Origin of the sequence: Streptomyces sp. G5(2025) (assembly GCF_049542075.1) — a bacterium.
Taxonomy (GTDB): Bacteria; Actinomycetota; Actinomycetes; order Streptomycetales; family Streptomycetaceae; genus Streptomyces.
Map to the genome: position 1 here is coordinate 5,064,471 of NZ_JBMUZT010000006.1, position 26,320 is coordinate 5,090,790.

General features: G+C 70.5%; 21 protein-coding genes and 1 pseudogene. 10 read left to right on the forward strand and 12 right to left on the reverse strand.

Annotated features, from left to right (window positions below; all coding sequences use genetic code 11):
* The first annotated feature begins 75 nt into the window (after positions 1-75).
* Entirely contained in the window at positions 76-921 is an 846-nt protein-coding gene (locus tag ACOBQB_RS33990) for a class I SAM-dependent methyltransferase (protein ID WP_423597298.1), read from the forward strand.
* Positions 922-1,042: 121 nt separating this feature from the next.
* On the forward strand, positions 1,043-1,471 hold the full coding sequence (locus ACOBQB_RS33995) for a winged helix-turn-helix transcriptional regulator (protein ID WP_423597300.1): 429 nt from the start codon (positions 1,043-1,045) through the stop codon (positions 1,469-1,471).
* 220 nt (positions 1,472-1,691) lie between these two features.
* On the opposite strand, the gene ACOBQB_RS34000 is transcribed toward ACOBQB_RS33995, so the two are convergent.
* Entirely contained in the window at positions 1,692-2,075 is a 384-nt protein-coding gene (locus tag ACOBQB_RS34000; RefSeq protein ID WP_423597302.1) for a DUF192 domain-containing protein, read from the reverse strand.
* A 315-nt stretch (positions 2,076-2,390) separates the two neighbouring features.
* Between ACOBQB_RS34000 and ACOBQB_RS34005 the strand changes: the two genes are divergently transcribed.
* The gene (locus ACOBQB_RS34005) at positions 2,391-2,888 is read left to right on the forward strand and encodes a hypothetical protein (protein ID WP_423597304.1); all 498 of its coding nucleotides are present in this window, start codon (positions 2,391-2,393) and stop codon (positions 2,886-2,888) included.
* Between the two features lie 49 nt (positions 2,889-2,937).
* Here ACOBQB_RS34005 and mgrA read toward each other — a convergent pair whose 3' ends face one another.
* On the reverse strand, positions 2,938-3,975 hold the full coding sequence (mgrA, locus tag ACOBQB_RS34010) for an L-glyceraldehyde 3-phosphate reductase (protein WP_423597306.1): 1,038 nt from the start codon (positions 3,973-3,975) through the stop codon (positions 2,938-2,940).
* Positions 3,976-4,180: 205 nt separating this feature from the next.
* Between mgrA and ACOBQB_RS34015 the strand changes: the two genes are divergently transcribed.
* From ACOBQB_RS34015 to ACOBQB_RS34030, 4 genes are all read left to right on the forward strand, one after another.
* On the forward strand, positions 4,181-4,942 hold the full coding sequence (locus ACOBQB_RS34015) for an isoprenyl transferase (protein ID WP_205038076.1): 762 nt from the start codon (positions 4,181-4,183) through the stop codon (positions 4,940-4,942).
* Positions 4,943-5,272: 330 nt separating this feature from the next.
* Positions 5,273-6,595: a PhoH family protein gene (locus ACOBQB_RS34020; RefSeq protein WP_423597308.1), complete on the forward strand. Its 1,323-nt coding sequence runs from the start codon at positions 5,273-5,275 to the stop codon at positions 6,593-6,595.
* A 380-nt stretch (positions 6,596-6,975) separates the two neighbouring features.
* A complete protein-coding gene (locus ACOBQB_RS34025; RefSeq protein ID WP_423597310.1) occupies positions 6,976-7,713 on the forward strand; it encodes a lytic transglycosylase domain-containing protein in 738 nt (245 codons plus the stop codon).
* Between the two features lie 133 nt (positions 7,714-7,846).
* Positions 7,847-9,163 carry an AI-2E family transporter gene (locus tag ACOBQB_RS34030; RefSeq protein WP_423597312.1) on the forward strand — a complete coding sequence of 439 codons (1,317 nt, stop codon included), beginning with the start codon at positions 7,847-7,849 and terminating at the stop codon, positions 9,161-9,163.
* Positions 9,164-9,221: 58 nt separating this feature from the next.
* On the opposite strand, the gene ACOBQB_RS34035 is transcribed toward ACOBQB_RS34030, so the two are convergent.
* Positions 9,222-9,752, reverse strand: a complete 531-nt coding sequence (locus tag ACOBQB_RS34035) for an alkyl hydroperoxide reductase (RefSeq protein ID WP_127909976.1) — start codon at positions 9,750-9,752, stop codon at positions 9,222-9,224.
* Positions 9,753-9,767: 15 nt separating this feature from the next.
* Complete coding sequence (locus tag ACOBQB_RS34040) at positions 9,768-10,322, reverse strand: peroxiredoxin (RefSeq protein WP_127909977.1); 555 nt, start codon at positions 10,320-10,322, stop codon at positions 9,768-9,770.
* 132 nt (positions 10,323-10,454) lie between these two features.
* Here ACOBQB_RS34040 and ACOBQB_RS34045 point away from each other — a divergent pair, with 132 nt between their 5' ends.
* Positions 10,455-11,408 carry a LysR substrate-binding domain-containing protein gene (locus tag ACOBQB_RS34045; protein ID WP_423597315.1) on the forward strand — a complete coding sequence of 318 codons (954 nt, stop codon included), beginning with the start codon at positions 10,455-10,457 and terminating at the stop codon, positions 11,406-11,408.
* 34 nt (positions 11,409-11,442) lie between these two features.
* On the opposite strand, the gene ACOBQB_RS34050 is transcribed toward ACOBQB_RS34045, so the two are convergent.
* From ACOBQB_RS34050 to ACOBQB_RS34060, 3 genes are read right to left on the reverse strand one after another with little or no spacing between them, the layout of a single operon-like run.
* Positions 11,443-13,866 carry an FtsX-like permease family protein gene (locus ACOBQB_RS34050; protein ID WP_423597317.1) on the reverse strand — a complete coding sequence of 808 codons (2,424 nt, stop codon included), beginning with the start codon at positions 13,864-13,866 and terminating at the stop codon, positions 11,443-11,445.
* Positions 13,863-14,549 carry an ABC transporter ATP-binding protein gene (locus ACOBQB_RS34055; protein WP_423597319.1) on the reverse strand — a complete coding sequence of 229 codons (687 nt, stop codon included), beginning with the start codon at positions 14,547-14,549 and terminating at the stop codon, positions 13,863-13,865. Before ACOBQB_RS34055 ends, ACOBQB_RS34050 begins: the two co-directional genes overlap by 4 nt.
* On the reverse strand, positions 14,546-15,073 hold the full coding sequence (locus ACOBQB_RS34060) for a PadR family transcriptional regulator (RefSeq protein ID WP_127909980.1): 528 nt from the start codon (positions 15,071-15,073) through the stop codon (positions 14,546-14,548). The genes ACOBQB_RS34055 and ACOBQB_RS34060 overlap by 4 nt, the downstream gene beginning before the upstream one ends.
* A gap of 287 nt (positions 15,074-15,360) precedes the next feature.
* Between ACOBQB_RS34060 and ACOBQB_RS34065 the strand changes: the two genes are divergently transcribed.
* Positions 15,361-17,613, forward strand: a complete 2,253-nt coding sequence (locus tag ACOBQB_RS34065; protein ID WP_423597321.1) for a transglycosylase domain-containing protein — start codon at positions 15,361-15,363, stop codon at positions 17,611-17,613.
* A 73-nt stretch (positions 17,614-17,686) separates the two neighbouring features.
* Here ACOBQB_RS34065 and ACOBQB_RS34070 read toward each other — a convergent pair whose 3' ends face one another.
* The 4 genes and pseudogenes from ACOBQB_RS34070 to ACOBQB_RS34085 form a co-directional block, all read right to left on the reverse strand.
* Complete coding sequence (locus ACOBQB_RS34070; protein WP_423597323.1) at positions 17,687-19,720, reverse strand: SpoIIE family protein phosphatase; 2,034 nt, start codon at positions 19,718-19,720, stop codon at positions 17,687-17,689.
* 62 nt (positions 19,721-19,782) lie between these two features.
* Positions 19,783-20,463: a class I SAM-dependent methyltransferase gene (locus ACOBQB_RS34075; protein ID WP_423597325.1), complete on the reverse strand. Its 681-nt coding sequence runs from the start codon at positions 20,461-20,463 to the stop codon at positions 19,783-19,785.
* Positions 20,464-20,579: 116 nt separating this feature from the next.
* Positions 20,580-21,269, reverse strand: coding sequence for a cytidylyl-2-hydroxypropylphosphonate hydrolase (gene fomD / locus ACOBQB_RS34080; protein WP_423597327.1), 690 nt, complete (start codon positions 21,267-21,269; stop codon positions 20,580-20,582).
* A 110-nt stretch (positions 21,270-21,379) separates the two neighbouring features.
* Positions 21,380-22,800 (reverse strand): annotated as a pseudogene (locus ACOBQB_RS34085) (class II fumarate hydratase).
* A 123-nt stretch (positions 22,801-22,923) separates the two neighbouring features.
* Between ACOBQB_RS34085 and ACOBQB_RS34090 the strand changes: the two are divergent.
* The gene (locus tag ACOBQB_RS34090; RefSeq protein WP_423597329.1) at positions 22,924-24,465 is read left to right on the forward strand and encodes a ricin-type beta-trefoil lectin domain protein; all 1,542 of its coding nucleotides are present in this window, start codon (positions 22,924-22,926) and stop codon (positions 24,463-24,465) included.
* Between the two features lie 83 nt (positions 24,466-24,548).
* Here the strand turns inward: ACOBQB_RS34090 and ACOBQB_RS34095 are convergent, their stop codons facing one another.
* Positions 24,549-26,216, reverse strand: a complete 1,668-nt coding sequence (locus tag ACOBQB_RS34095; RefSeq protein WP_423598945.1) for a fumarate hydratase — start codon at positions 26,214-26,216, stop codon at positions 24,549-24,551.
* Between the last annotated feature and the right edge of the window lie 104 nt (positions 26,217-26,320).

A 26,320-nucleotide genomic window follows, 5' to 3' on the forward strand; every position in this document is an offset into this window, starting at 1 on the left:
GCGACCGCGAACACCCCCGCCGGACCGAGCCGAAACCCGCGTGAACAAGAAGCGCACCAATGCCACGATTGCCCCATGAGCAACAGCCCCGGCCACCCCCCACACCCCACGAGCCCCTCCGGCAGCGACCGCACCTCGCCGCCCACCCCCGCTCACCCCTCCCCCCGTACCTTCGAGGACCTCGTCGCCGAAGCCGAGGCGGCGCCCACCGCCGGCTGGGACTTCTCCTGGTTCGAGGGCCGGGCCACCGAAGCGCGGCCCTCGTGGCGCTACGCCGAGGCGATGGCACAGCGCCTCGCGCGGGCGAAGGCCTCGCTCGACATCCAGACCGGCGGCGGCGAAGTGCTGGCCTCCGCGGCCACCCTGCCCCCGCTCGCCGTCGCCACGGAGGGCTGGCCCGCGAACGTCGCCAAGGCCACCGCGCTGCTGCACCCGCGAGGCGTGGCGGTGGTCGCCTCGCCCGAGGACGCCCCGCTGCCGTTCGCGGACGGCGCCTTCGACCTGGTCACCAGCCGCCACCCGGTGGAGGCCCGCTTCACCGATATCGCACGCGTGCTGCGCCCCGGCGGCACGTACTTCGCGCAGCACGTCGGGCCCGCCAGCGTCTTCGAGGTCGTCGAGTACTTCCTCGGGCCGCAGCCGGCGGAGGTCAGGAACAGCCGTCACCCCGACCTGGAGCGCGCCGAGGCCGAGGCGGCGGGCCTGGAGGTCGCCGACCTGCGGGCCGAGCGGCTGCGGATGGAGTTCTTCGACGTGGGAGCCGTCGTCCACTTCCTGCGCAAGGTGGTGTGGATGGTCCCGGACTTCAGCGTGGAGAAGTACCGCCCGCGGCTGCGCGAGCTGCACGACCTGATCCAGGCCGAAGGCCCCTTCGTGGCGCACAGCACCCGCCACCTCTTCGACCTCCGCAAGCCCGCCTAGCCGCCTAGCCCGCCCAACCCGCCTAGCCCACCGGCGCCCCAGAGCCGACGGCCTACCCGTACGCCCCGCACAGTCGGTACCGTCGGCCCAGTAAGTACAGGACAGAGCAGAGGAGTTGGCCGTGCGCAAGGAACGAGAGCCGTACGCCTGCGGGCTCGACGCCGCGGTGGACGTCGTCGGTGGCAAGTGGAAGCCCATGATCCTCTGGGCGCTGTATGCGGGCCGGACGCTGCGCTTCGGTGAGCTGAGGCGGCACATCCCCGGCGTCAGCGAGAAGATGCTGATCCAGCAGCTGCGCGAGCTGGAGGCGGACGGCATCGTGCACCGCGAGGTCTACCGCGAGGTGCCGCCGAAGGTCGAGTACTCGCTCACTGAGCTCGGCGAGTCCCTCAACGCGGCGTTGCTGCCCCTGGGGTTGTGGGGCGACCAGCACATGGAGCAGATCGTGGCCGGCAAGACGAACAGCGGTGCCGGCGGCACCGCCAACAGCTGTGCCGGCACCGGCCGCGGCAAGGCGGACACGGCGAACAAGGCGGAGAACGCCGCCTGATGGGGCGATCCGGGCAAAGCTCCCCTACGCGGCACACCGTCCCGCAGGCCCCGGGCCGCCCCTCAAGCCCCAGAATCGAAGCCTTGATTCCGCATCGTTATCAATACTGGCTCGATCTGCTCCTCGGCGTCACGTAGGTTCATACCAAGGCTAATTCGCGTGAGCAAAGCTATGCATGCGGTGCCGTGCGGTGGAGGGGGCCGCACGGCACCGCGAGCCGTCATCCTGTGCCGTGCACGGCGATCCGCGCGCCCCGGCGTACGCCCCACTCCGTCAGCGAGCCGGCCGCCGCCTCGATCACGTGCCGGGCGCGCGGGCGCGGCAGCCCGATCCGGCCCGGGCGCATCGTCCGGACGGACAGCACGCGCCCCTCGCGGTCCAGATATGCCACATCAACGACGAACCGCATCCGCACGGTGTGCACGCCTCGCGCCGGCGTCAGCAGCAGCGCCCCCGTGACACCCGTACGGCCGAGCAACCCCCGCCGCCGCGCCCGCGCCGAGTCCGCGATCTCCAGAGGGACCTCCGTGAAGGCCTCCGTGGCCGCCGCGGCGATCTCCTGGCCGGGCCCCAGGGGCGGGCCGAAGACCCTCATCGTCGCCATCCGGTGAAGTTAGCGGCGCGCACACCCGGCGCGTCAAGCGCGCGACCCCCCGCGGGGTCCCCCATGTGGAGTAATGCCGCGTGCGGCCGAAATCCACCGCAGAACCCCGGATTCCGCCGGTGGAACGGGCTCTCGGAGTCGTCGGATGGTCTCGGAGAGTAGTTGTGGCACGCCGGTGCACGCGAAATCCCTTACGAAGGGTTATGGTGGAAACCCCCCCTCGGGCCGGTCCGTCTCCCCCCACGGACCGGCCCGTTTTGTGCCCGCGTTCAGGCCGGGCCAGGACGCCGGCGGGCGGCCCGTATGGTCAGGTACATGTCTGATCAGTTCCCCCCGCCGTCCAACGCCCCGCACCCCCCGCAGGCAGGCCTCCCCACGTACCCGGGCCCATCGCAGGACCCCGGCCCCGCCCACGGTCAGCACGGCTTCGCCCACGGCCCGCAGGCCCCGCAGCGGATGCCCGGCGTCGTCCGCGCCGCGCAGATCATCACCTGGGTCCTCGCCGGACTCACCGTCCTCGGCGCGGCCCTCGCGGTCGCCGTGGTCAACCCCGAGACAGGGGGCGCCACCCTCGGCGTGAACCTCTGCCTGTTGGTCACGGCGGGCATGGCCTTCCGCTTCGCAAGCGTAGGCAACGGCATCCGCGTCACCTGCATCGTCCTGATGAGCGTGCAGATAGCGTTCGCCCTCGGGGGAGCGGCGAACGGCAACGGGGCGGGGCTCCTGCCTCTGCTCGGCGCCATCGCCGTCGTCGTCCTGCTCTCCCAGAGCGCCGCGGGCGCGTGGTTCAAGCGCCCACGCGCCCACAACTGACCCGACGCGCCCCCCCCGCGGAACGACCGCGGCGAACGCGCCCGACGCGTCAGCCGCGTCCCGCCCAGATGTTCGTCCCCGGCGTCGACACCGCGAAGGTGTCGATCGCCGCGAGCTCCTCGTCCGTGAGCTTCGGCCCGGCCAGCGCCGCCACGTTCTCCTCCAGCTGCGTGACGCTCGACGCGCCGATCAGCGCCGACGTCATCCGCTCGTCCCGCAGCACCCAGTTGAGCGCGAGCTGGGCGAGCGACTGGCCGCGGTCCGCCGCGATGTCGTTGAGGCCATTGAGCCGGCGCACGACCTCGTCGCTCAGCAGGTCCGGGTCCAGGGACTTGCCCTGCGTGGCGCGCGAACCCTCCGGGATGCCCTTCAGATACTTGTTCGTGAGCAGACCCTGGGCGAGCGGCACGAAGGAGATGCAGCCCATGCCCGCCTCCTCCAGCGTGTCGAGCAGGCCGTCCTCCTCGGTCCAGCGGTTGATCATCGAGTACGACGGCTGGTGGATGAGCGCGGGCACGCCCATCTCCCGCAGCAGGCGCGCCGCTTCGGCGGTCTGCTCGCTGTTGTACGACGACACGCCGACGTAGAGCGCCTTGCCCTGCCGGACGGCGGACGCGAGCGCGCCCATCGTCTCCTCCAACGGGGTCTCCGGGTCGAAGCGGTGGGAGTAGAAGATGTCGACGTAGTCGAGACCCATCCGCTCCAGCGAGGCGTCCAGCGACGACAGCAGGTACTTGCGGCTGCCCCACTCGCCGTACGGGCCGGGGTGCATGAGGTAGCCGGCCTTGGTGGAGATGACCAGTTCGTCGCGGTACGCGGCGAAGTCCTGCGCGAAGACCTTGCCGAAGTTCAGCTCCGCCGAACCGGGCGGCGGACCGTAGTTGTTCGCCAGGTCGAAGTGCGTGACGCCCAGGTCGAAGGCGCGGCGCAGGATGGCGCGCTGCGTGTCCAGGGCCTTGTCGTCACCGAAGTTGTGCCAGAGCCCGAGGGAGACCGCGGGCAGCTTCAGGCCGCTGCGGCCCGTGCGCCGGTACTCCATCGAGTCGTAACGGCCCGGGGCCGCGCGGTACGTAGACGTGTCGTTCATGAGGAGAAGCTACTTCAGCGACCTTCGCGAGACCTTCGCGCAACCTTCGGCGAGACCTTCGGCGAGGCCTTCAGCGACCGGGAACCGGCCGCGGCGACCGGGCCCGACTTCGGCGGACGACCCCCGCAGCGGTAGGGTGTCGCCCTCGGGGACTGCCCTACGCACACCCCTTGAGGACCACCATCTGCTGGAGGGGCTGACAGACGTGAACCTGCGCGACCTGGTGTACGGACTTTACGCACGCCGGGTGGAAGGCCGCCTCGACCACGACCAGGTGCCCAAGCACATCGGGGTCATCCTTGACGGCAACCGCCGCTGGGCCAAGGCGTCCGGGGGGACCACCGCACAGGGCCACCAGGCCGGCGCGTACAAGATCGAGGAGTTCCTCGGCTGGTGCGCCGAGACCGACGTCGAGGTCGTCACGCTGTGGATGCTCTCCACCGACAACTTCGACCGGCCCGAGGAGGAGCTGACCCCGCTCCTCGGCATCATCGAGGCCACGGTCCGCTCGCTCGTCGCGGACGGCCGCTGGCGCGTGCACCACGTCGGCGCGCTCGACCTGCTGCCCGCCCGCACCCAGGCCGTCATGAAGGAAGCCGAACAGGCCACCCACGACAACACCGGCATACTCGTCAACGTCGCCGTGGGCTACGGCGGCCGCCAGGAGATCGCCGACGCCGTCCGCTCGCTGCTCCTGGAACACGCCGACAAGGGCACCAGCCTGGAGGAGGTCGCGGAGAGCGTCGACATCGACCTCATCTCCAAGCACCTCTACACCAGCGGCCAGCCCGACCCCGACCTGGTGATCCGCACCAGCGGCGAGCAGCGGCTGTCCGGATTCATGCTCTGGCAGTCCGCTCACTCCGAGTACTACTTCTGCGAAGTCTTCTGGCCCGCGTTCCGCAAGGTCGACTTCCTGCGTGCGCTACGCGACTACGCGGCCCGCCACCGCCGCTACGGCGGCTGACCCGCGTACAGCCCCCGAGGTCGGGGTAACCGGGAGTTAACCAACGCGTCGTCATATGCCCTGGCATGGCCGCGCTCGTTGGAGGGAATAAGCCTTCCAGGTCGACGTCCGAGCAGTGTCCGAAAGGGACGTCGTATCTCAGCGGGCGGCGTGGGCCGTCCGCCCGGGAGGCCCTTTGCACCAGGACGACCGTGTGCACCACGCGGGCGACGTGGAGGGCCGGCGCTCGGCCCGCGCATCGCGGCCGCGTCCGGTCCGGTTCACACCCGCCGGCCCGCCCGGCATCCCTCCCGTCGCTCAGCGACCTCATCCGAGGGGGTACGTCCTTCCGTGGTGACCAGCACAAAGCGCCGCATGCCCGACAGGCGCACCTATGTTCTCGACACCAGCGTCCTGCTGGCCGACCCGAACGCCCCGACCCGCTTCGACGAGCACGAAGTCGTGCTGCCCGTCGTCGTGGTGACGGAGCTGGAGGCCAAGCGGCACCATCCGGAGCTCGGTTACTTCGCCCGGCAGGCCCTGCGCCTGCTGGACGACTTCCGCATCCGGCACGGCCGTTTGGACGCCCCCATCCCGATCGGGGATCTGGGCGGCTCGCTGCGCGTCGAGCTCAACCACTCCGATCCCGGCGTGCTCCCGGCCGGCTACCGGTTGGGGGACAACGACTCACGGATTCTCGCGGTGGCCCGCAATCTCCAGGCCGAGGGGTACGACGTGACGGTCGTCTCCAAGGACCTGCCGCTCAGGATCAAGGCGTCCTCGGTCGGCCTGCTCGCCGAGGAGTACCGCGCCGAACTCGCCATCACGGACTCCGGCTGGACCGGCATGTCCGAGCTGGCGCTCTCCGGCGAACAGGTGGACCTCCTCTTCGAGGAGGACCAGCTGTACGTCCCCGAGGCGGCCGACCTGCCCGTGCACACCGGCCTCACCATCCAGTCCGCGAAGGGCAAGGCCCTCGGCCGCGTCACCGCCGAGGGCAACGTCCGTCTCGTACGCGGCGACCGGGAGGCCTTCGGCATCAAGGGAAGGAGCGCCGAACAGCGGATCGCGCTCGATCTGCTCCTCGACCCGGACGTCGGGATCGTCTCCATGGGCGGGCGCGCCGGCACCGGCAAGTCGGCGCTCGCGCTCTGCGCGGGCCTGGAGGCCGTCCTGGAGCGCCGCCAGCACCAGAAGGTGATGGTCTTCCGTCCGCTGTACGCGGTCGGCGGGCAGGAGCTCGGCTATCTGCCCGGCACCGAGGCCGAGAAGATGGGCCCGTGGGCGCAGGCGGTCTTCGACACGCTCGGCTCGGTGGCGGGCAAAGAGGTCATCGAGGAGATCAGCGCGCGCGGGATGCTGGAGGTGCTGCCGCTCACGCACATCCGCGGGCGCTCCCTGCACGACGCGTTCGTCATCGTGGACGAGGCCCAGTCCCTGGAGCGGAACGTCCTGCTGACCGTGCTGTCCAGGATCGGGGCGAACTCCCGTGTCGTACTGACCCATGACGTCGCCCAGCGCGACAACCTCCGCGTGGGGCGGTACGACGGAGTGGTCGCCGTCGTCGAGAAACTGAAGGGCCATCCGCTCTTCGCGCACGTCACCCTCACGCGGTCCGAGCGTTCGCAGATCGCGGCCCTGGTGACCGAAATGCTGGAGGACGGCCACATCTGAGTCGGTTCGCGGTGAACGCGCGGTAGTTGGTGCCGTCCGGCGAAGCGAAGGAGCTTAGCCGGGCGGCACCGTCGTGTGCGCCTGTTTCCGGAAAACTCCTGGGGTAAACGGCGTGTGAGCTTTCCCACGCAACCGGGAATTGCCTTGCGGTGTCCGGCTGCGGCAGAGTCTCAGTCCTGTCAGGCCCCGCATGCGACACACCTGTACCCCCAGCGGTACTGAACCCCAGAACTTCATAGTGGCCGTCGCATGCCGCCCGAGCACCACGCGGCGCTCCCCTCACGGGAGTTGCCCACCGGGCCCGTGCCTCCCGTGACCGATCGCAAGCGGAGGCCAGCGCCAGGGGCACGATTGCGTCCGCGAGGTCACCTATGCGGGCGATGCTGGAAGGAAACCGTGTGAGCCGGATTTCGGTCCGGGGATTCGCCGTGGCGTCCGCCACCGCGGTCACCACCGTCGGAGCTGTCGTGGGTGTCGCCTCGGGCAACACCCAGCCCTCGAACACGAACGACTTCGAGGCAGCGGCGAGCGACGCGACGCTCCTCGCAGAGATCCCCGCGGGTCAGCAGGCCCAGGTCCAGACCGTGTCCCTGACGCAGCAGGCCGACGCGCAGGCCATGGCCGCCGACACCGCCGCGAAGAAGACCGCCGCGGAGGAGGCCCGCAAGCAGGCCGCCGCCTCGGCGATCGAGAAGCAGAAGGCCGCGGAGAAGGCGGAGGCGGACAAGAAGGCCGCCGCCAAGAAGGAGCGCGAGCAGAAGGCCGAGACGAAGGCCAGCCGCTCCTCCGCCCGCGACGCCAAGGACTTCGCACCGCAGAGCTCCTACACGGTGGCTCAGGTCCAGGCAATGGCACGGCAGATGGTCCCCGGCGACCAGTTCCAGTGCTTCAGCAACATCGTCAACCACGAGTCCACGTGGAACTACAAGGCGACCAACGCCTCCTCGGGTGCCTACGGCCTCGTCCAGGCGCTGCCCGCCTCCAAGATGGCCTCGGCGGGCGCCGACTGGCAGACCAACCCGGCCACGCAGATCAAGTGGGGCCTGAACTACATGAACGACCGCTACGGCAGCCCGTGCGGAGCCTGGAGCTTCTGGCAGGCGAACAGCTGGTACTAGGCCCCCCGGCCGTACCGCGCTCAACCTCGGGAGACCCCTCACCGTCCTACGGTGGGGGGTTTCTCCCGTGTACGGTCGGTGCGGACGGCTCCAGGGGGGAGTGGTGGGGAAAGACGGGGGTAGAGGACGGATCATGTCCAGAGTGCCAGGGTGGCTCGGCCGGATCGGTGCCGGACTGAGTGAGATGGGCGAGCGGTTGAACGAGCGGCGGGCCAAGGACGACGAGCCGGACGGCCACGAGCCGGACGACGTCGTGGACGAGGAGCTCGATCACGTGCCGCCGCCGCCGACGTACGCACCGGCCGTGGCGGCCAGGCCCGACCCCGCGGCGGCCGTGCCGTGGGGCATGCGGGTCGCCGCCGAGGCCGGGTGGCGGCTGCTCGTCCTCGCGGGCACCCTCTGGGTGCTGATGAAGGTCATCAGCGCGGTGCAGTTGGTGGTCCTCGCCTTCGTGGCCGCGCTGCTCATCACCGCGCTGCTCCAGCCCACTGTGGCCCGGCTCCGAAGGGTCGGCCTGCCCCGCGGCCTCGCGACCGCCGTCACCGCGGTCCTCGGCTTCGTCGTCATGGGCCTGGTCGGCTGGTTCGTGGTCTGGCAGGTCATGGAGAACGCCGACGAACTCTCCGGTCAGGTCCAGGACGGCATCGAGGATCTGCGCAAGTGGCTGCTCAACAGCCCCTTCCACGTGACCGAGGACCAGATCAACGACATCGCCACGAGCCTGCGCGACGCCGTCGGTGCCAACACCGAGGAGCTGACCTCCGCCGGCCTCGAAGGCGTCACGGTCATCGTCGAGGCGCTGACCGGCATCCTGCTCGCGATGTTCTCGACGCTCTTCCTGCTGTACGACGGCAAGCGCATCTGGCAGTGGTTCCTGAAGCTGGTGCCCGCCCAGGCGCGGCCCGGCATCGCGGGGGCGGGGCCACGGGCCTGGCGCACGCTCACCGCCTATGTGCGCGGCACGGTGATAGTGGCCATGATCGACGCCATCTTCATCGGCCTGGGCATCTACTTCCTCGGGGTGCCGATGGCGGTGCCGCTGGCCGTCATCATCTTCCTGGCCTCGTTCGTGCCGCTGGTCGGCGCCGTGGTCTCCGGCGCTCTCGCGGTCGTCGTCGCCCTCGTCACGCAGGGCGTGTTCACGGCGGTGATGGCGCTGGCGGTGGTCCTCGCGGTGCAGCAGATCGAGGGGCACATCCTGCAGCCGTTCATCCTCGGCCGCGCGGTGCGCGTCCATCCGCTGGCCGTGATCCTCTCGGTCGCCACGGGCGGCATGGTGGCCGGGATCGGCGGCGCGGTCGTGGCGGTGCCGCTGGTCGCCGTGACGAACACGGTGGTCGGTTATCTGCGGGCGTACTCCCGCGAGGCCGCGCTGAGGGCGGCGCGGGAGCCGCAACCGCAGGGGGCGACCGCGTCGGACGTGTCCGCGTCGGATCCCCCGCCGCAGTAGACCGGCATACGGAAAGGGGCCCGGAACCACAATGGTTCCGGGCCCCTTCTCGTATGACCTAGGCGAGGTGCGCCTCGGAGTCCAGCGTGACGCCCACGGCCTGGATGACCGCGGCGATCTTGAACGCCTCCTGGATGACCTCACGGTCGACGCCGGCCTTGCGCAGGACCTGCTCGTGCGAGTCCAGGCACTGGCCGCAGCCGTTGATCGCGGAGACCGCGAGGGACCACAGCTCGAAGTCGACCTTCTCGACGCCCGGGTTGCCGATGACGTTCATCCGCAGACCGGCGCGCATCGTCCCGTACTCCGGGTCGGAGAGCAGATGGCGCGTGCGGTAGAAGACGTTGTTCATCGCCATGATGGCGGCGGCCGACTTGGCGGCGGTGTACGCCTCGGGGGAGAGGTTCGCCTTCGCCTCCGGCTCCAGCTCGCGCAGCACCTTCGGGGAGCGGGACGCGATGGCGCAGGCCAGCACGGTGCCCCACAGCTGCTGCTGCGGCAGGTCGCTGTTGCCGATGACCGAGCCGAGGTTCAGCTTCAGGTCCTTGGCGTAGTCCGGTACAGCGGACTTCAGTTCGTCGAGTGCCATGTCAGAGCCTTCCGTTCACTCGCCGGAGAGCAGCGCGACCGGGTCGAGGGTCTCGTCGCCCTTGCTCCAGTTGCACGGGCAGAGCTCGTCGGTCTGCAGGGCGTCGAGGACCCGGAGGACCTCCTTGGGGTTACGGCCCACGGAACCGGCGGTCACCATCGTGAACTGGATCTCGTTGTTCTGGTCGACGATGAAGACGGCGCGCTGCGCGAAGCCGTCCTCGCCCTCGATGCCGAGCGCGCGCATGAGCTCGTGCTTGGAGTCGGCCAGCATCGGGAAGGGCAGGTCGGTCAGGTCCGGGTGGTCCTTGCGCCAGGCGTGGTGCACGAACTCGGAGTCACCGGAGAAGCCGAGGATCTGGGCGTCACGGTCGGCGAACTCGTCGTTCAGCTTGCCGAAGGCCGCGATCTCGGTCGGGCACACGAAGGTGAAGTCCTTGGGCCACGCGAAGACGATCTTCCACTTGCCCTCGTAGGTCTTGTGGTTGATCTGCTCGAACTCCGCGCCCTTCTCCAGGGAGACACAGGCGGTCAGGTCGAACTCGGGGAACTTGTCACCGACAGTGAGCACACGTACTCCTTGCGACGAGGTAAATCCCTTTTGAGGACTTTCCTGCGGGTTGGACGGATGTCGATGGTGGCACAGGGTGCATTGATTAGGGAAATAGCTAGACTGGGTCATGTTGATCGGAGGTTGCTATCAGTGCGAGCCATAAATAGGGGCAAGCAGAGCAACGGCAAACAGCCCAGCCTGGCCCAGCTGCGCGCGTTCGCCGCGGTGGCGGAACATCTGCACTTCAGGGACGCGGCCGCGGCGATCGGAATGAGCCAGCCCGCCCTGTCCGGCGCCGTCGCGGCCCTGGAGGAGGCACTGGGTGTCCAGCTCCTGGAGCGCACCACCCGCAAGGTGCTGCTCTCCCCGGCTGGGGAACGCCTCGCCGTGCGGGTCAGGGGCGTCCTCGGCGAGGTCGAGGCGCTCCTGGAGGAGGCCGACGCCGTGAAGGCGCCGTTCACCGGGGCGCTGCGTCTCGGCGTGATCCCCACCGTGGCGCCGTACCTGCTGCCCACGGTGATCACGCTGGTCCACGAGAAGTACCCGGACCTGGACCTCCAGGTGCACGAGGAGCAGACGTCCTCGCTGCTCGATGGGCTCGCGGCCGGGCGGCTCGACCTGCTGCTGCTCGCGGTGCCGCTCGGCGTGCCGGGCATCACCGAACTGCCGCTCTTCGACGAGGACTTCGTACTCGTCACGCCGCTGGACCACTGGCTCGGCGGCCGCGAGGGCATCCCGCGCGAGGCGCTGAAGGAGCTGAACCTCCTGCTGCTCGACGAGGGGCACTGCCTGCGCGACCAGGCCCTGGACATCTGCCGGGAGGCGGGCCGCGCCGACGCCCCGGTGACCACGACCGCCGCCGGGCTCTCCACCCTCGTCCAGCTGGTCGCCGGCGGGCTCGGCGTGACGCTGCTGCCGCGCACCGCCGTGCGCGTGGAGACCAGCCGCAGCAACCAGCTGCTCACCGGCTACTTCGCCGACCCGGCGCCGACCCGGCGGATCGCGCTCGCGATGCGGACGGGGGCGGCGCGCGCGGCGGAGTACGAGCAGCTGGCCGAGGCGCTCAGGGGCGCGGTACGGCCGCTGCCGGTGCGGGTGGTGTGACCCCGCACCGGCGACGGACGTACCACCTCAGGAGCTACTCCGAGCGCAGGCCCTCCGGCCGCATCATGCACCACAGCGGCGGCAGGCTGAAGAGCGTCACGACCGCGACAAGGACGGCGCCCGCGCCCGTCAGGGGCACGAACTTCCACCAGTCGGTGACGGACTTGTCGATCATGCGGACCATGACCCAGCCGAGGCCGAGGCCGCCCGCGACGGCGAGTGCCAGGCCGACCACCACCGGGATCGCCGTCTGCCACAGGACCGACCACGCCATCGAGGCGCGGCGCGTGCCGAAGGCGGTGAGCACCGCGAGGAGGCGCTTGCGCTCGCGCAGTTGCTCCAGCATCGACACCAGCATGGAGGCGGCGATCAGCGTCATCGTCGCCAGGGCGCCGGCCTGGAGGCCGGTCTGGACGGTCGCGTACTGCTGGTCGCGCTCGACCGCGCGCAACGTCATCACGTCGAGGAACGGGTCGACGCGGGCCGCGGTGTTGCGGACGTACTCCTCGGCGTCCGGGGTGTCCGGGTCGACCTGGATCATGGCGCTCGTCGAGGCGTCGACCAGTTTGGACTTGTCGACCGCGCCGGGAGTGGCGTAGACGCCGTCGTGCAGGTCGCCGCTCGGGTCGGGGCGGGCGGTGACCTCGCGGGCGTCGGCGGGCAGCGTCCACAGCACGTGCTCGTGGCCGGGCTCGTCCCAGCTGACGGGGTTCAGGTCGAGCTGCTTGCCGGGGCGGGCCGACTCGTCGACCCAGCTGTTCATCTCCTTGTCCTTGGTGTGGACGACGAAGGTGTCGCCGTCCCGGCACGTGTCGATGCGGGCCAGTTCGCGGAGGTTGGCGCAGGTGCCGACCGTCAGCTGCGTGGTGGGGCGGATGTCCTCGGAGTCCTTCAGCCTGCCGGGCCTGACGGCGTACGTGGAGACCGTGGCGATGACCCGCTTGACGCCCTTGGTGGTGCGGAAGCCGTCGATCATCTTGTCGGCGAGCGCGGCGTCGCCGACATCGGCGCGGACCGAGATCTTGGCGCGGGCGGTGTCCGCCCCCGTCATCCGGTTGAAGTCGTCGTGCATCGCGCCGAACAGCATCTGCAGGGCGACGGCGCCGGCCACCGCCACCGTGATGCCGCTCACCGCGCGGGCCGCTGTGCCGCTGCTCAACTGAAGCCTGCGGGTGGCCAGTTGCCAGGGCACGGGACCGCCGCGCAGCCGGGACACGCTCGTCTCGACGAGCCAGGGCAGCAGCGCGGCCAGGCCCACCAGGGTGAGCGTGGCGCCCGCGCCGATGGCGTACACCGGCGGCCCGTAGTCACCGGCGACGCGGCCCGCGGCCAGCAGGATGCCGAAGCCCGCGAGCGGCATCAGGACACGCCACCACAGGCGCCGCTTGCGGACCTTGGTGCTGCGCATGACACCCAGCGGTTCGATGGACACGGCCCGCAGTGAGATCAGCGTGACGACGACGGCCGTGACCGGGACGGCCAGCACGACCAGCGCGGCGAGGGAGGCCACCGGTGTCAGGTCGGCGGGGAAGGCGCTGATCTGCCACATGTCGACGGTGCCGATCAGCTGACGCAGCCCCAGGAAGAGGACGCCGCCCACCACGAGGCCGAGCAGCGCGCCGCACAGGGCCTCGCCCGCCGCGATCCGCCGCACCGCGCGGGCATCCGCGCCGACCAGGCGCAGCGCGGCGAGGCGGCGGTCGCGCCGGTCGCCGCCGAAGCGGACCGCCGTGCCGATGAAGATGACGACCGGCGTCAGCAGGACCACGCACATCAGGACGACGAGCACGACCAGCAGCGGATCGAAGGGTTCCGCGGGCGTCTCGTAGCCGAACTCCGCCACCCGATGGCCGCCCTTGGCCGGGGTGAGCGCGTCGGAGCCCGCGTAGAAGTAACGCTCCTGGGGGTGGACCAGGCCCGCGTCGCCGATGGTGCCGACGATCCGGTAGCCGCTGAACCGCTCCTTCAACAGAGCGCCGTCGGAGCTGCCGAGGAGGTCGCGCAGGGCGGGCGAGACGACCATCTCGCCGTCCGCCGGGATCTTCTCCAGGCCGGGCGGCAGGACCGGGTGGTCGCCCTCGGCGCGCAGGACGCGGCCGCCGACCGTGGAGTCACGGAAGTCGGTCGGGGCGTCGCGCTGGAGGACGGTCGAGTCGCTCCGCTTGACGCGCTTGCCGGAGAAGTCGTCGCCGGAGCGGGCCGCCGTGTGGTTCTCGCGGTTCTGGAGCAGGTTGGGCACGGAGGAGGCACCGAGCAGCAGCGCCACGCCGAGACCCACGCCGACGGCGGTCAGGAGCGTGCGGGTCCAGCCCTCACGGCCGCCGCCGACGGCGAAACGTAGGCCCATGCCGAGGTCGCGGAGCCAGGCGCGTACACCGGTGGGCGCGGTGTGCCCGGCGTGCCCGGAGTCCGGAGGCTCGGGCCGGGTGGCGGCCCTCGCGCGGGTGTCGAGGCTCATACGACGCGCTCCATGTCGCGGGACCTGCCGTCGCGCACGACGATCTCGCGGTCGGAGTAGGCGGCCACCCGCGTCTCGTGGGTGACGAGGACGACGGCGGCGTTGGTGGAGCGGGCGGCGTCGGTCAGCAGCTCCATCACCCGCTCGCCGTTGAGCGAGTCCAGGGCGCCGGTCGGCTCGTCGGCGAAGACCACGCGCGGGCCGGTGGCGAGCGCGCGGGCGACGGCGACGCGCTGGCCCTGGCCGCCGGAGACCTCGCCGGGCCGCTTGGCGGCGACGTCCTCGACCTCCAGGCGCTCCATCCAGGCGCGGGCGGTGGCCTCGGCGTCCTTGCGCCTGGCGCCGTTCAGCCGCAGCGGAAGGGCGACGTTCTCGACGCAGGTCAGTTCGGGCACGAGCTGCCCGAACTGGAAGACGAACCCGAACTCGCTGCGCCGCAGGGCGCTCAGCGCGGAGTCCGGCATGCCGGTCAGCTCACGGCCGTCGTACGTGATGGAGCCCTCGTCGGGCCGGACGATCCCGGCGAGGCAGTGCAGCAGGGTCGACTTGCCCGAGCCCGAGGGGCCCATGACGGCGACGACCTCGCCGGGGTGGATGGAGAACTCCGCGCCGTCGAGCGCGGTGGTCGGGCCGTAGGCCTTGCGCAGCCCGTGGGCCGTGAGGAGGGAACCGGCGGGGGTCATGCGGGGCGCACCTCCTGGGCGAGCCTGCCGAGGCGCGCGGCGGCCAGCTCCAGCCAGCGCAGGTCGGCTTCGAGATGGAAGAGCGCGTGGTCGCAGATGAGCTGGTCGGCGAGGTCGCCCTTGCGCTTGCGGTCGGTGAGGATGCGCATCAGGCGCAGGTGCTCGGCGCGCTGCACGTCGAGGAGTTCGGCGGCGTCGCGGCCGGTGAGGAGCGCGAGGACGACCTTGGTGTAGAGCGTCGACTGGAGGTAGGGCTCTGGTTTCTCCGGGGTGGCGAGCCACCGCTGGACATCCGTGACGCCGGCCTCGGTGATCGCGTACCGCTTGCGTTCGGGACCGCCGCCCGCCTCGATGCCGTCGACCTCGACGAGGCCGTTCTTCAGCAGCCGGGACATGGTCGAGTAGACCTGTCCGTAGTGCAGGGGCTTGTCGTGCCCGAACTTCTCGTCGAAGGCGCGCTTGAGGTCGTAGCCGTGCCGCGGGCCGGACTCCAGGAGCCCCAGAAGGGTGTGGCCAATGGACATGCGGAGCACTCTACACGGCGTGTATACCCACGATGTATACGCCCGCTGCGGAGATCGTGAGTTCGAAAGGAGAGCAACCTTATGGGCTCTGAGGCGGTCGGTTCCTTAGGGGCAGGTGCTCATTCTCACGTCCGGAAAAGACCGGATCGGATGACCTTTGTCCCCAGGTGCGGTGTTAGCTTCATGAGCTGACTTAGCGACCAGCTGACTTGCCAGTGAGAAGACGAGACGTACGAGAAGTACGAGAAGTACGAGTCGTACGAGACGGAAGCGGAGCACTCTCAGTCATGGGCCGAGCCGAAGCACGACAAGCGCGGCAGCGCGGTGCCCGCCGGGCAGCGCGTGGGCGTCCGTCCGGCGGCAAGCGCACCGGCATACGCCGCTTCTTCACCTGGAAGAAGCTCCTCGGGACGTTCTTCGGGCTCTGCCTGCTCGGCATGCTCGGTTTCGTGATCCTGTACATGGTCGTCGACATCCCCAAGGGGAACGCCGCGGCCAAGATGCAGAGCAACGTCTACAAGTACAGCAACGGCGAGGTCATCGCCCGGACCGGCGACATCAACCGCGAGATCGTCGACCTGGACAAGGTGCCCGAGAAGGTGCAGAAGACCTTCGTCGCCGCCGAGAACAAGTCCTTCTACAAGGACGAGGGCATCGACTTCAAGGGCACCGCCCGAGGCGTGCTCAACACGGTGACCGGCAAGGGCAAACAGGGCGGCTCGACGATCACCCAGCAGTACGTGAAGAACTACTACCTCAGCCAGGAGCAGACCGTCAGCCGCAAGCTGAAGGAACTGGTGATCTCGCTGAAGGTGGACCGCGAGAAGAGCAAGGACGACATCCTCGCGGGCTACATCAACACCAGCTACTACGGCCGCAGCGCCTACGGCATCCAGGCCGCCGCCCAGGCCTACTACGGCGTCGACGCCAAGAAGCTGGACGTGGCGCAGGGCGCCTACCTCGCCGCCCTGCTCCAGGCCCCGAGCCAGTACGACTGGTCGTCCGCCACGCCGACCGGCCAAAAGCTCGTCAAGCAGCGCTGGAACTACGTACTCGACAACATGGTCGAGGAGGACTGGCTGGACTCGGGCACGCGGCAGGGCCTTAAGTTTCCCAAGCCGATCGACCCCAAGGCCCCGCCCGGCCGCGCGGGACAGGTCGGCTACCTCGTCGATGAGGCCAAGCGCGAGGTGCTGCGCAACAGCGGCCTGTCCGAGGCCGAGTTCGAGGCCGGCGGCTACACGGTCACGCTCAACATCGACCCCAAGAAGCAGAAGCAGCTCGAAAAGGCCGTCGACAAGAAGCTGAACGACCGGCTCGACCGCAAGAAGAACAAGGCGGACGCCCGGGTCCAGGCGGGCGCGGCCTCCGTCGACCCGAAGACCGGCAAGGTCCTCGCCATGTACGGCGGCGAGGACTACGTGAAGCACTTCACGAACAACGCCACCCGCCGCGACTACCAGTCGGCGTCCACCTTCAAGCCGCTGATCCTCGCCGCGGCCCTGGAGCACGGCGCGACGACCCAGGACGGCAAGCCGATCACCGCCGGCACGGTCTACGACGGCACGAGCAGGCGCCCGGTCAAGGGCGGCGACGTCGCCTTCGCGCCGCCGAACGAGGACGATGTCAACTACGGCCCCGTCACCGTGCAGAAGGCGATGAACAAGTCCGTCAACTCCGTCTTCGCACAGATGGGCGTGGACGTCGGGATGCCCAGGGTCATGGAGATGGCGAGCACGCTCGGCATGGACGTCAAGGGCCTGCCCGCGGTGCCCGCACAGACCCTCGGCTCCATGGGCGCGAGCCCGCTGGAGATGGCGGGCGTGTACGCGACGCTCGACAACCACGGCAAGAAGGTCACCCCGGCCCTCGTCGGCTCCGTGGAGCACAAGGACCGCACGGTCGACCTGCCCGACCCGATCGGCGAGCAGGTCGTCAAGCGCACCACCGCCGACTCGCTGACCTCCGTCCTGACCGGCGTGGTCGACGACGGCACGGGCCAGGCCGTGCGCCACCCCGTGCAGGACGTGGCCGGCAAGACCGGTACCTCCGACGACAACAAGTCGGCCTGGTTCACCGGCTACACGCCGAAGCTGGTCACCTCCGTGGGCCTCTTCGGCGAGGGAGCGGTCGGCACCAAGGAGAAGGGCCAGCAGGTGTCGATGAAGGGCGCCGGCGGCCGGGCGCGCGTGGACGGCGGCAGCTTCCCCGCCCAGATCTGGGCGGCGTACACCTTCGACGCGATGGGCGCGCCGAGCAGGTTCGACCTCGAAACGGACATGGGCGCGGCCGTCGCGCCGCCCCCGGAGCCGACGCTGTCGAAGGAGCCCAAGGAGCCGTCGAGCACGCCGTCGAAGCCGGAGAAGGACCCGACGTCGAAGCCGCCGTCGCCGTCCCCGTCGCAGTCGCCGTCGTCGTCCCCGCCGACCACGCCGCCGACCCAGACCCCGACGTCGAAGCCGCCGACCCAGGAACCGGACCCCACACACACGATCGAGCTCCCCGAGGACCCCGACGACCGCGCCCCCGGCCGGGACTGAGGTCTCGTCGATACGGCGGAGGGCGCCCCGGAACCCATGAGGTTCCGGGGCGCCCTCCGCCGTTCTCGGGCGCTCAGTTCCGGTTCAGCTCGAACCAGACCACCTTGCCCGTGCTCAGCCGCGTGGCACCCCACCGTCGCGCCATCTTGTTGACCAGGTACAGCCCGCGGCCGCCCTCGTCCGTCGCGCGTGCCTGGCGCAGGCGCGGCAGCTGCGGGACGTCGTCGCCGACCTCGCAGCGCAGGACGTCGGTGCGCAGCAGCCGCAGGGTGATCGGCCGCGACGCGTACCGCACGGCGTTGGTGACGACCTCGCTGACCAGGAGCTCCACCGAGTCGGTCAGCTCCTCCAGGCCCCAGCGGACGAGCGCGCTGCGCGCCAGGCGACGGGCGCGGGAGGGCGTCGCGTCCTCCGGTTCCAGGAACCAGTACGCGACGTCGCTCGGCGCGATGCCGTCGAAGCGGGCGGCGAGCAGGGCGATGTCGTCGTCCCGGTCGCCCGGCCCGAGCATGTCGAGCACCTCGTCGCAGAGCGCCTCCAGCGGCGGCGGATGGTCGGGGCCCGTCAGCTGGGCGGTGGCCGAGAGCCGTTCGCGCAGCTGCTCTATGCCGGTCCACACGTCCCGCAGGCGGGACTCGACGAGCCCGTCCGTGTACAGGAGCAGCGTGGCGCCCGCCGGGGCGTCCAGCTCCACGGCCTCGAAGTCCACTCCGCCGACGCCGATGGGCGCGCCCGGCGGCACACGCAGCACCTCGGCGCGGCCGCCCAGGTGGAGCAGGACGGGCGGCGGATGACCGGCGTTGGCGATGGTGATGCGGTGCGAGACCGGGTCGTAGACCGCGTACAGGCAGGTCGCCATGCGGTCGGAGCCGAGCCGCTGCGCCTGCTCGTCCAGGTGGTGCAGGACCTCCTGGGGCGGCAGGTCGAGCCCGGCGAGGGTCTGCGCGGTCGTGCGCAGCTGGCCCATGATGGCGGCCGACGTCATGGAGTGCCCCATGACATCGCCCACGACCAGCGCGACCCGGCTGCCCGGCAGCGGGATCGCGTCGTACCAGTCGCCGCCGACCCGGGCCGTCTCGGCGGCCGGCAGATAGCGAGAGGCGAGCCGCACCCCGGTCGGGCGCGGCAGCGTCTCGGGCAGCATCGTGCGCTGCAACTCGTCGGCGATGTACGCCTCGCGGCCGTACAGGACGGCCTTGTCGATGCCGAGCGCGCTGTGCGTGGCCAGCTGGGCGGCGACCAGCAGGTCGTCGGCCTCGAACGCGGGGCGGTCCGGGCGGCGCAGGAACACGGCGGCGCCGATGACCCGGCGCCGGCCCCGCAGCGGCGCGAGGATCGCCCGCTGACCGGTCGGCACGGTCCGCCCCTCGCCGAGCAGTTCGGGCAGGGCGGCCCGCGCCGCCACCGAGTCCGCGAAGACCGGGCGCACCCCGCGCAGCACCTCGGCGAGCGCGCCGCCGTGCCGCACCTCGCACAGCTCGGCGGTGCCCGTCACGTCGGTGATGTCGGGCTGCACCACCTGGAGCGAGGGCAGCGTGCCGCCACCCTCGGTGTCCGGTTCCTCGGCGCCCTCCTCGATGGAGCGCAGCCGGTCGGTGCGGCGCAGGCGCAGCACCAGCGGGCCGGTGGGCCGCTCGTCACCGACGGGCAGCGGGTCACGCAGATAGACGAGGATCGCGTCGGAGAACGTCGGGACCGTCGCCCGGCACAGCCCCATCACGATCTCGTCGAGGTCGATGCCGCGCGCGATGCGCCGGGTCGCGGCGCCCACGAACCGCAGCCGGTCGCCGTCGCGCCGCATCGCCACGGGACCCGCACCCGGCGGCCGCGGCCGGCCGGTGCGCCGCTCCTCGCCCTCGGGCGGACCCGCGGGGCCGGGCTGCGCCGGTACGCCGTCGGGCGCGGGGCGCGGCCTGCCCGGGTCGGGCTCGGAGGCGGACGGCTGGGAATGCTCACTGGTCGGCGGCACCGATGCTCCCGGGGATGTGTCACGCGCGCCCTGCGGCGTCTCCGTCGAACGCAGCAGCGCCCCGCGGGGATCCGCGGGGGCGGTCGGCCGGGCAGCTGGTGCCTTGCGACCCTCGTGGGGGGTGAGGTGCTCCGTCACGCGTTTCGAATCCGTCCGTCCGGGGCTGCGCGCCGTGCGCGCCGTCCAGCGTTGCACGTCGCTCAGCCGCGTCGGCAGTGCAGAAAGATCTGATGTTCCGGATTGGGGCCTCCCCTGCTCGAACGAAGCTGAGAGCGTGGGGAAGCGTCGGTGCTCGCGGGGGCGTACGAGTACGTGTCCTCGCCGGTGATGTCGAAACCCGCGTCCCGCACGACCTGCCGCAGTTCGTCCCGCAGGTAACCCGATACCCGGATCGTGTGCCCCAGGAACGGAATCGCCGCGTCGTCCAGGTCGGCCTCGACCATCGACAGCTCCATCAGGCCTCCTGGCCGCAGCAGACCGTGCAGCCGCCGCAGCGCCCGCGGGATCTCGGGGCGCGGCAGCATCAGCAGGGCGAAGAAGCAGGCGATGCCGTCGAACCGGCCGATTCCGGCCGGGCCCTCGGCCGTGAGGTCCGCGATGTCGATGAGCCGGAACTCCGCTGCCGGGACGTTCTTTTCGGCCAGTTCGAGCATGCCCGCCGAAATGTCCGTACCGAGGACGGTGTGGCCCTTCTCGGCCAATTGCAGAGCGGTGGGCAGCCCGGTGCCGCAGCCCACGTCCAGGATCCGGGAGCCGGGCGCCAGCGCGTCGGCCAGGTGGCGTCCCGCGGCGAGCTGACCCTCCTTGTGAGGGAAGGCGTCGTCGTAGTGCCGCCCGATGGCGTCAAAGGCCTCGGCTCGGCCCCTGCGGTCCTCGCTCACGTTCTGCCGCCCCTCGGTGACTTCCTGTCAGACAGCGCGCAGACCCCCGGAGTTGCTGCTGTGCGCCCTTGCGGAGGACGATCCTACGTTTGAACCACGGGGGCGCATCAAGGGTCTCATGAGGACACGCGCGCGGGGGTGCGGTCCCAGTCATCCGGAAGGGGCGGTACGACCCAGGACGGATCGGGACGCCAGTGCTGCCAGCCGTCCGAAAACGGTGCCCCCCAGGCCTCGATCACGTCAAGGGCGGCCCGACCCGCGGCGCGTACGTCAGCGGCCTTTTCGGCGTCCATCAGGCCCACCCGCAGGGCCTGCGCGAACTCGTCCTCGTCGTGCCACCGCCAGCTGCCGTCGGGCCGCACGGAGATGTCCAGAAAGTGATCCTCGGAATCCACGCCGCCCGTCCAGCGGGTCCGCGGCTCCTCCAGGTTCACGTACCAGTTCTTGAACCGCCAGCCCGGCTCCCAGAACAGCCACACCGACCACGGGTCGCCGGGGCGGGCGAGCTTCAGGACGCCGGTGCCGAACCAGTGGTCCCTGCGGACAACGCGCGGTTTGGTGTAGCGGGTGGCGAGCGGCTCCTGGTGCAGAGGGGTTCCGTCGGCCAGTACCGGCTTCACGCATTCGGTGCCGGGCGCCATCCACACGGCGAGGAGGTCCGCGCTGTCCTGGACGACGGTGACGGGACGGCAGATGTGCACATGGTCCCCGGCGTTCTCCCGGTAGCGCCACAGGATGTGGTCGCCGGGGGTCCACCGGGCCGCTGGGCCGCCTGCTGTCGCCGTCTTTCCGTCGAGGTCTGTCATGAACAGATATTAGACGCCGCTCCTGTGGCGGGGGTGGGGCCGTCGCAAGGTTGCGTGACGCGGAAACCAGGGACGCGTGCCGCGGAAATCAGGGACGCGTGACGGGAAGACTAGGGACGCGTCATGCGCAACACGTCCAGCGCCTCGTCCAGTTGCTCCAGGGACAGGTCGCCGCGGTCGACGTAGCCGGCCTCCAGGACGACCTCGCGGATCGTCTTGCGCTCGGCCAGGGACTTCTTCGCCACCTTCGCCGCCTCCTCGTAGCCGATGTACTTGTTCAGCGGCGTCACGACGGAGGGCGACGACTCGGCGTACTCGCGGGCCCGTTCGCGGTTGGCGGTGATGCCGTCGACGGTCCGGTCGGCGAGCAGCCGGGAGACGTTGGCCAGCAGTCGGATGGACTCCAGGACGTTCTTGGCGATGACCGGCAGCATCACGTTCAGCTCGAAGTTGCCGGCGGCGCCCGCCGCGGCGACCGTGGCGTCGTTGCCGGTGACCTGCGCGGCGACCATCAGCGCGGCCTCCGGGATGACCGGGTTCACCTTGCCCGGCATGATCGACGAACCGGGCTGGAGGTCGGGGAGGTTGATCTCGGCGAGGCCGGTGCGCGGACCCGAGGCCATCCACCGCAGGTCGTTGGCGATCTTCGTCAGGCCCACGCCGATGGTCCGCAGCTGCCCGCTGGTCTCGACGATGCCGTCCCGCGCGCCCTGCGCCTCGAAGTGGTCGCGCGCCTCGGTCAGCGGCAGCCCCGTGGCCCGCGCGACCTCGGCGATGACGGCGGCGGAGAAGCCGGGCGGGGTGTTGATGCCGGTGCCGACGGCCGTGCCGCCGAGCGGCAGTTCGGCCAGACGCGGCAGGGAGGCCGCCAGGCGCTCGATGCCGTACCGCACCTGGGCCGCGTACCCGCCGAACTCCTGGCCGAGGGTGACCGGCGTCGCGTCCATGAGGTGCGTACGCCCGGACTTCACGACGTCCGCGAACTCCTGCGCCTTGCGCTCCAGGGCGGCGGCGAGGTGCTCCAGGGCCGGGATCAGATCACCGGTGACGGCGCCCGTCGCCGCGATGTGGATGGAGGACGGGAAGACGTCGTTCGAGGACTGCGAGGCGTTCACGTGGTCGTTGGGGTGGACGGGGCGTCCGAGGCGCTCGGTGGCGAGCGTGGCGAGGACCTCGTTGGTGTTCATGTTGGACGACGTGCCGGAGCCGGTCTGGAAGACGTCGACGGGGAAGTGCGCGTCCCAGCGCCCCTCGGCGACCTCGGCCGCCGCGTCCGCGACGGCCTCGGCGATGTCCTCGTCCAGCACCCCGAGCCCCGCGTTGACCTTGGCGGCGGCCGCCTTGATCTGCGCGAGGGCGGCGATGTGGGCGCGCTCCAGGCGCCGGCCGAGATGGGGAAGTTCTCCACCGCGCGCTGGGTCTGCGCACGCCACTTGGCGTCGGCGGGAACCCGTACCTCGCCCATGGAGTCGTGCTCGATCCGGTACTCGCCGGTGTGGTTGCCGGTCGCGTCGCTGGCGTCGCTGGTCATGCTCTCGAACCTACCTCTCCGTCCAAACCCCGTAAAAAGTTGAGCACTTGTCTTGTTCCAGGTATTCCCAAGCCCTCTACCCACCAGTAAAAACCGTGGGTAACACCGATCCGGGGAGGCGCGATGAAGCGCATCAGACGCAGCGGACGACGGACGCGGCTGCGGGGTCCGTTCGCGGCGGCCGTCGCGATGGCGGCCGTACTCGGCACAGCGGCGGCCGTACCCGCCCAGGCGGCGGACGGGGGCGGGCCTCGGGTGTCCGGGGCGGCTCCTTTGCCGCCGGAGCTGGAGAAGATCCGGGCGGCCGAGGCGACCGAGCTCTACGGCAGCCCTGCCGAACGCCCGATGGCGGAGCGCAAGACCGGCCTGATCTCACTCGGCGACAGCGAGATCTCCGGCGAGGGCGTCGGCACGTACGAACCCGGCACCGACGGCCCCGACAACTGGTGCCACCGCTCGCCGGACGCCGCGATCCACCGCACCGGCATCCCCGCCGACGTGACGTACAACGTCGCCTGCTCCGGGGCCCAGACGGTCAACATCAGGATCGGCGGCCAGAAGCAGTACGCCGACGAACTGGTGCAGAGCGACAACCTCGCCGTCAAGGCGCGCAACACGCGGATCAAGACGATCCTGCTCGTCATCGGCGCCAACGACGACCTCCAGTTCGCCCCGGTGATGACGGACTGCGTGACGCGCTATCTGCTCAGCCAGGGCGCCTGCGCGGGCAAGTACCACGACGGCTGGCAGGCCCGCGTGGACGCGCTCGTGCCCAAGGTCGAGCAGTCCATCCGCGACCTGAAGACCGTCATGAAGGACGCGGGCTACCAGGAAGGCGACTACCAGCTCGTCGCCATGGGCTACCCGAGCCCGATCGGCCCCGACTTCCGCGACAACCCCAAGTTCCCCGGCAAGCTCGCCTGCGGCGGGCTCGGCTACGACTCCGACACCGAGTGGGGCCGCAACTACGCGGTGCCGACCTTCGAGAAGGGCATGCGCAAGGCCGCCGGCGACGCGGGCGCGACCTACCTCGACAACTCCCGCCTCTTCCACGGCCACGAGGTCTGCATGGAGGACACCTGGGCGCGCGGCCTCTACGTGGACGTGTCCAACCCCTTCCCGCCGGACTCCAACTCCGTACGCCAGTCCTTCCACCCCAACGCCCGCGGCCACGCCGCCTTCGCGTCCTGCCTGACGCAGCTGCACGAGTCGGGCTACCGCGAGGCCAGTTGCGCCGACCCGGCGAGCACGGGCCGCCCGAAGCTGTACAAGGGCGCCTGGGACGACGCGTACAAGCCCCTGAAGAACGAGGGCACCGGTACGTGCGTGGACGTCGACGCCTCGAAGAGCCGCAACTCCACCGAGGTCCAGGGCTGGGACTGCACCGGCAACCGCAACCAGAGCTGGTGGTACGACGGCACGCGGCGGTCCCTGCACACCGGACTGACGCAGGACCGGTGCCTGGACGTGCCTGACGGCGCCTACAAGGAAGGCGCGGCCGTCGTCCTGTGGAACTGCCACGGGGGTGGCAACCAGAAGTTCGTCCGTGAGGCGGGGACGGTGCGGCCCGCTGCCGCGGACGGGCTCTGCCTGTCCCTGGCCGGGGCCAAGGAGCCGTTGCGGCTCCAGAAGTGCACGGGAGCGGCGAACCAGCGGTTCGTCTAGGCGTCTGCCTCCGCGGGGAACTGCGCGTCCTTTCGCTGCGGGCGCGTCGTGGCCGGTCGCGCAGTTCCCCGCGCCCTAAAAGATCACGCCAGGCCCGGGCCCCGCACCGGGATGTGCGTGAACGTCGGCTCGGGGGCCGGGTTCTGGAAGAAGTCGTTGCCCTTGTCGTCGACGACGATGAAGGCCGGGAAGTCCTCGACCTCGATCCTCCAGACCGCCTCCATGCCGAGTTCCTCGTACTCGACGACCTCGACCTTCTTGATGCAGTCCTGGGCGAGGCGCGCGGCCGGGCCGCCGATGGAGCCGAGGTAGAAGCCGCCGTGCGCGCCGCACGCGTCGGTGACCTGCTTGCTGCGGTTGCCCTTGGCGAGCATCACCTTGGAGCCGCCGGCGGCCTGGAACTGCTCCACGTAGGAGTCCATGCGCCCGGCTGTGGTCGGCCCGAAGGAACCGGAGGCGTAGCCCTCGGGGGTCTTGGCGGGACCGGCGTAGTAGACCGGGTGGTCCTTCAGGTACTGCGGCATCTCCTCGCCCGCGTCGAGCCGCTCCTTGATCTTGGCGTGCGCGATGTCGCGGGCGACGACCAGGGGGCCGGTGAGCGACAGGCGGGTCTTGACCGGGTACTTGGTCAGCTCGGCGAGGATCGCGTCCATCGGCTGGTTGAGGTCGATCTTCACGACGTCACCCTCTTCGGAGAGGTGCTCGTCCGTCGTGTCCGGGAGGAAGCGCGCCGGGTCGGTCTCCAGCTGCTCCAGGAAGACGCCCTCGGCGGTGATCTTCGCGGTCGCCTGGCGGTCGGCCGAGCAGGACACGGCGATGGCGACGGGCAGCGAGGCGCCGTGCCGGGGCAGGCGCACCACGCGCACGTCGTGGCAGAAGTACTTGCCGCCGAACTGCGCGCCGATCCCGATCTTCTGCGTCAGCTCGAACACCTTCTCTTCGAGCTCCTTGTCCCTGAGCCCGTGCCCGGTCGGCGAACCCTCTGCGGGCAGCTCGTCCAGGTAGTGCGCCGAGGCGTACTTCGCGGTCTTCAGGGCGAACTCGGCGCTGGTGCCGCCGACCACGATCGCCAGGTGGTACGGCGGGCAGGCGGCCGTCCCGAGCGAACGGATCTTCTCCTCCAGGAATTTCATCATGGAGGCTTCGTTCAGGACGGCCTTCGTCTCCTGGTAGAGGAACGACTTGTTGGCGGAGCCGCCGCCCTTGGCCATGAAGAGGAACTTGTAGGCGCCGCCGTCGGTCGCGTACAGCTCGATCTGCGCCGGGAGGTTGGAGCCGGTGTTCTTCTCCTCCCACATGGTCAGCGGGGCCATCTGCGAGTAGCGCAGGTTCAACTTCGTGTACGCGTCGAAGATGCCCTGGGAGAGCGCCTTCTCGTCCTCACCTTCGGTGAGGACGTTCTGCCCGCGCTTGCCCATGACGATCGCGGTGCCGGTGTCCTGGCACATGGGGAGCACGCCGGCCGCCGCGATGTTCGCGTTCTTCAGCAGGTCCAGCGCCACGAACTTGTCGTTGGACGACGCCTCTGGGTCGTCGATGATGCGCCGCAGCTGCGCCAGGTGCGCGGGGCGCAGGTAGTGCTGGATGTCGTGGATCGCCTCGGCGGCGAGCGTGCGCAGCGCCTCGGGCTCGACCTTGAGGAACGTCCGCCCGTCGGCCTCGAAGGTGGAGACGCCCTCGGAGGTCACCAGCCGGTACGGGGTGGTGTCCTCTCCCAGGGGGAGCAGTTCGGAGTACTCGAACGCCGGGATGGGTGGGCGGGGGCTAACAGACATTGCGGCCATTCCTCACTCGGCAGACAGCGGCGTTGCCTCCATTGGCGACGCGCCAACCAGCGTAGAACGCGCTCGGCGGG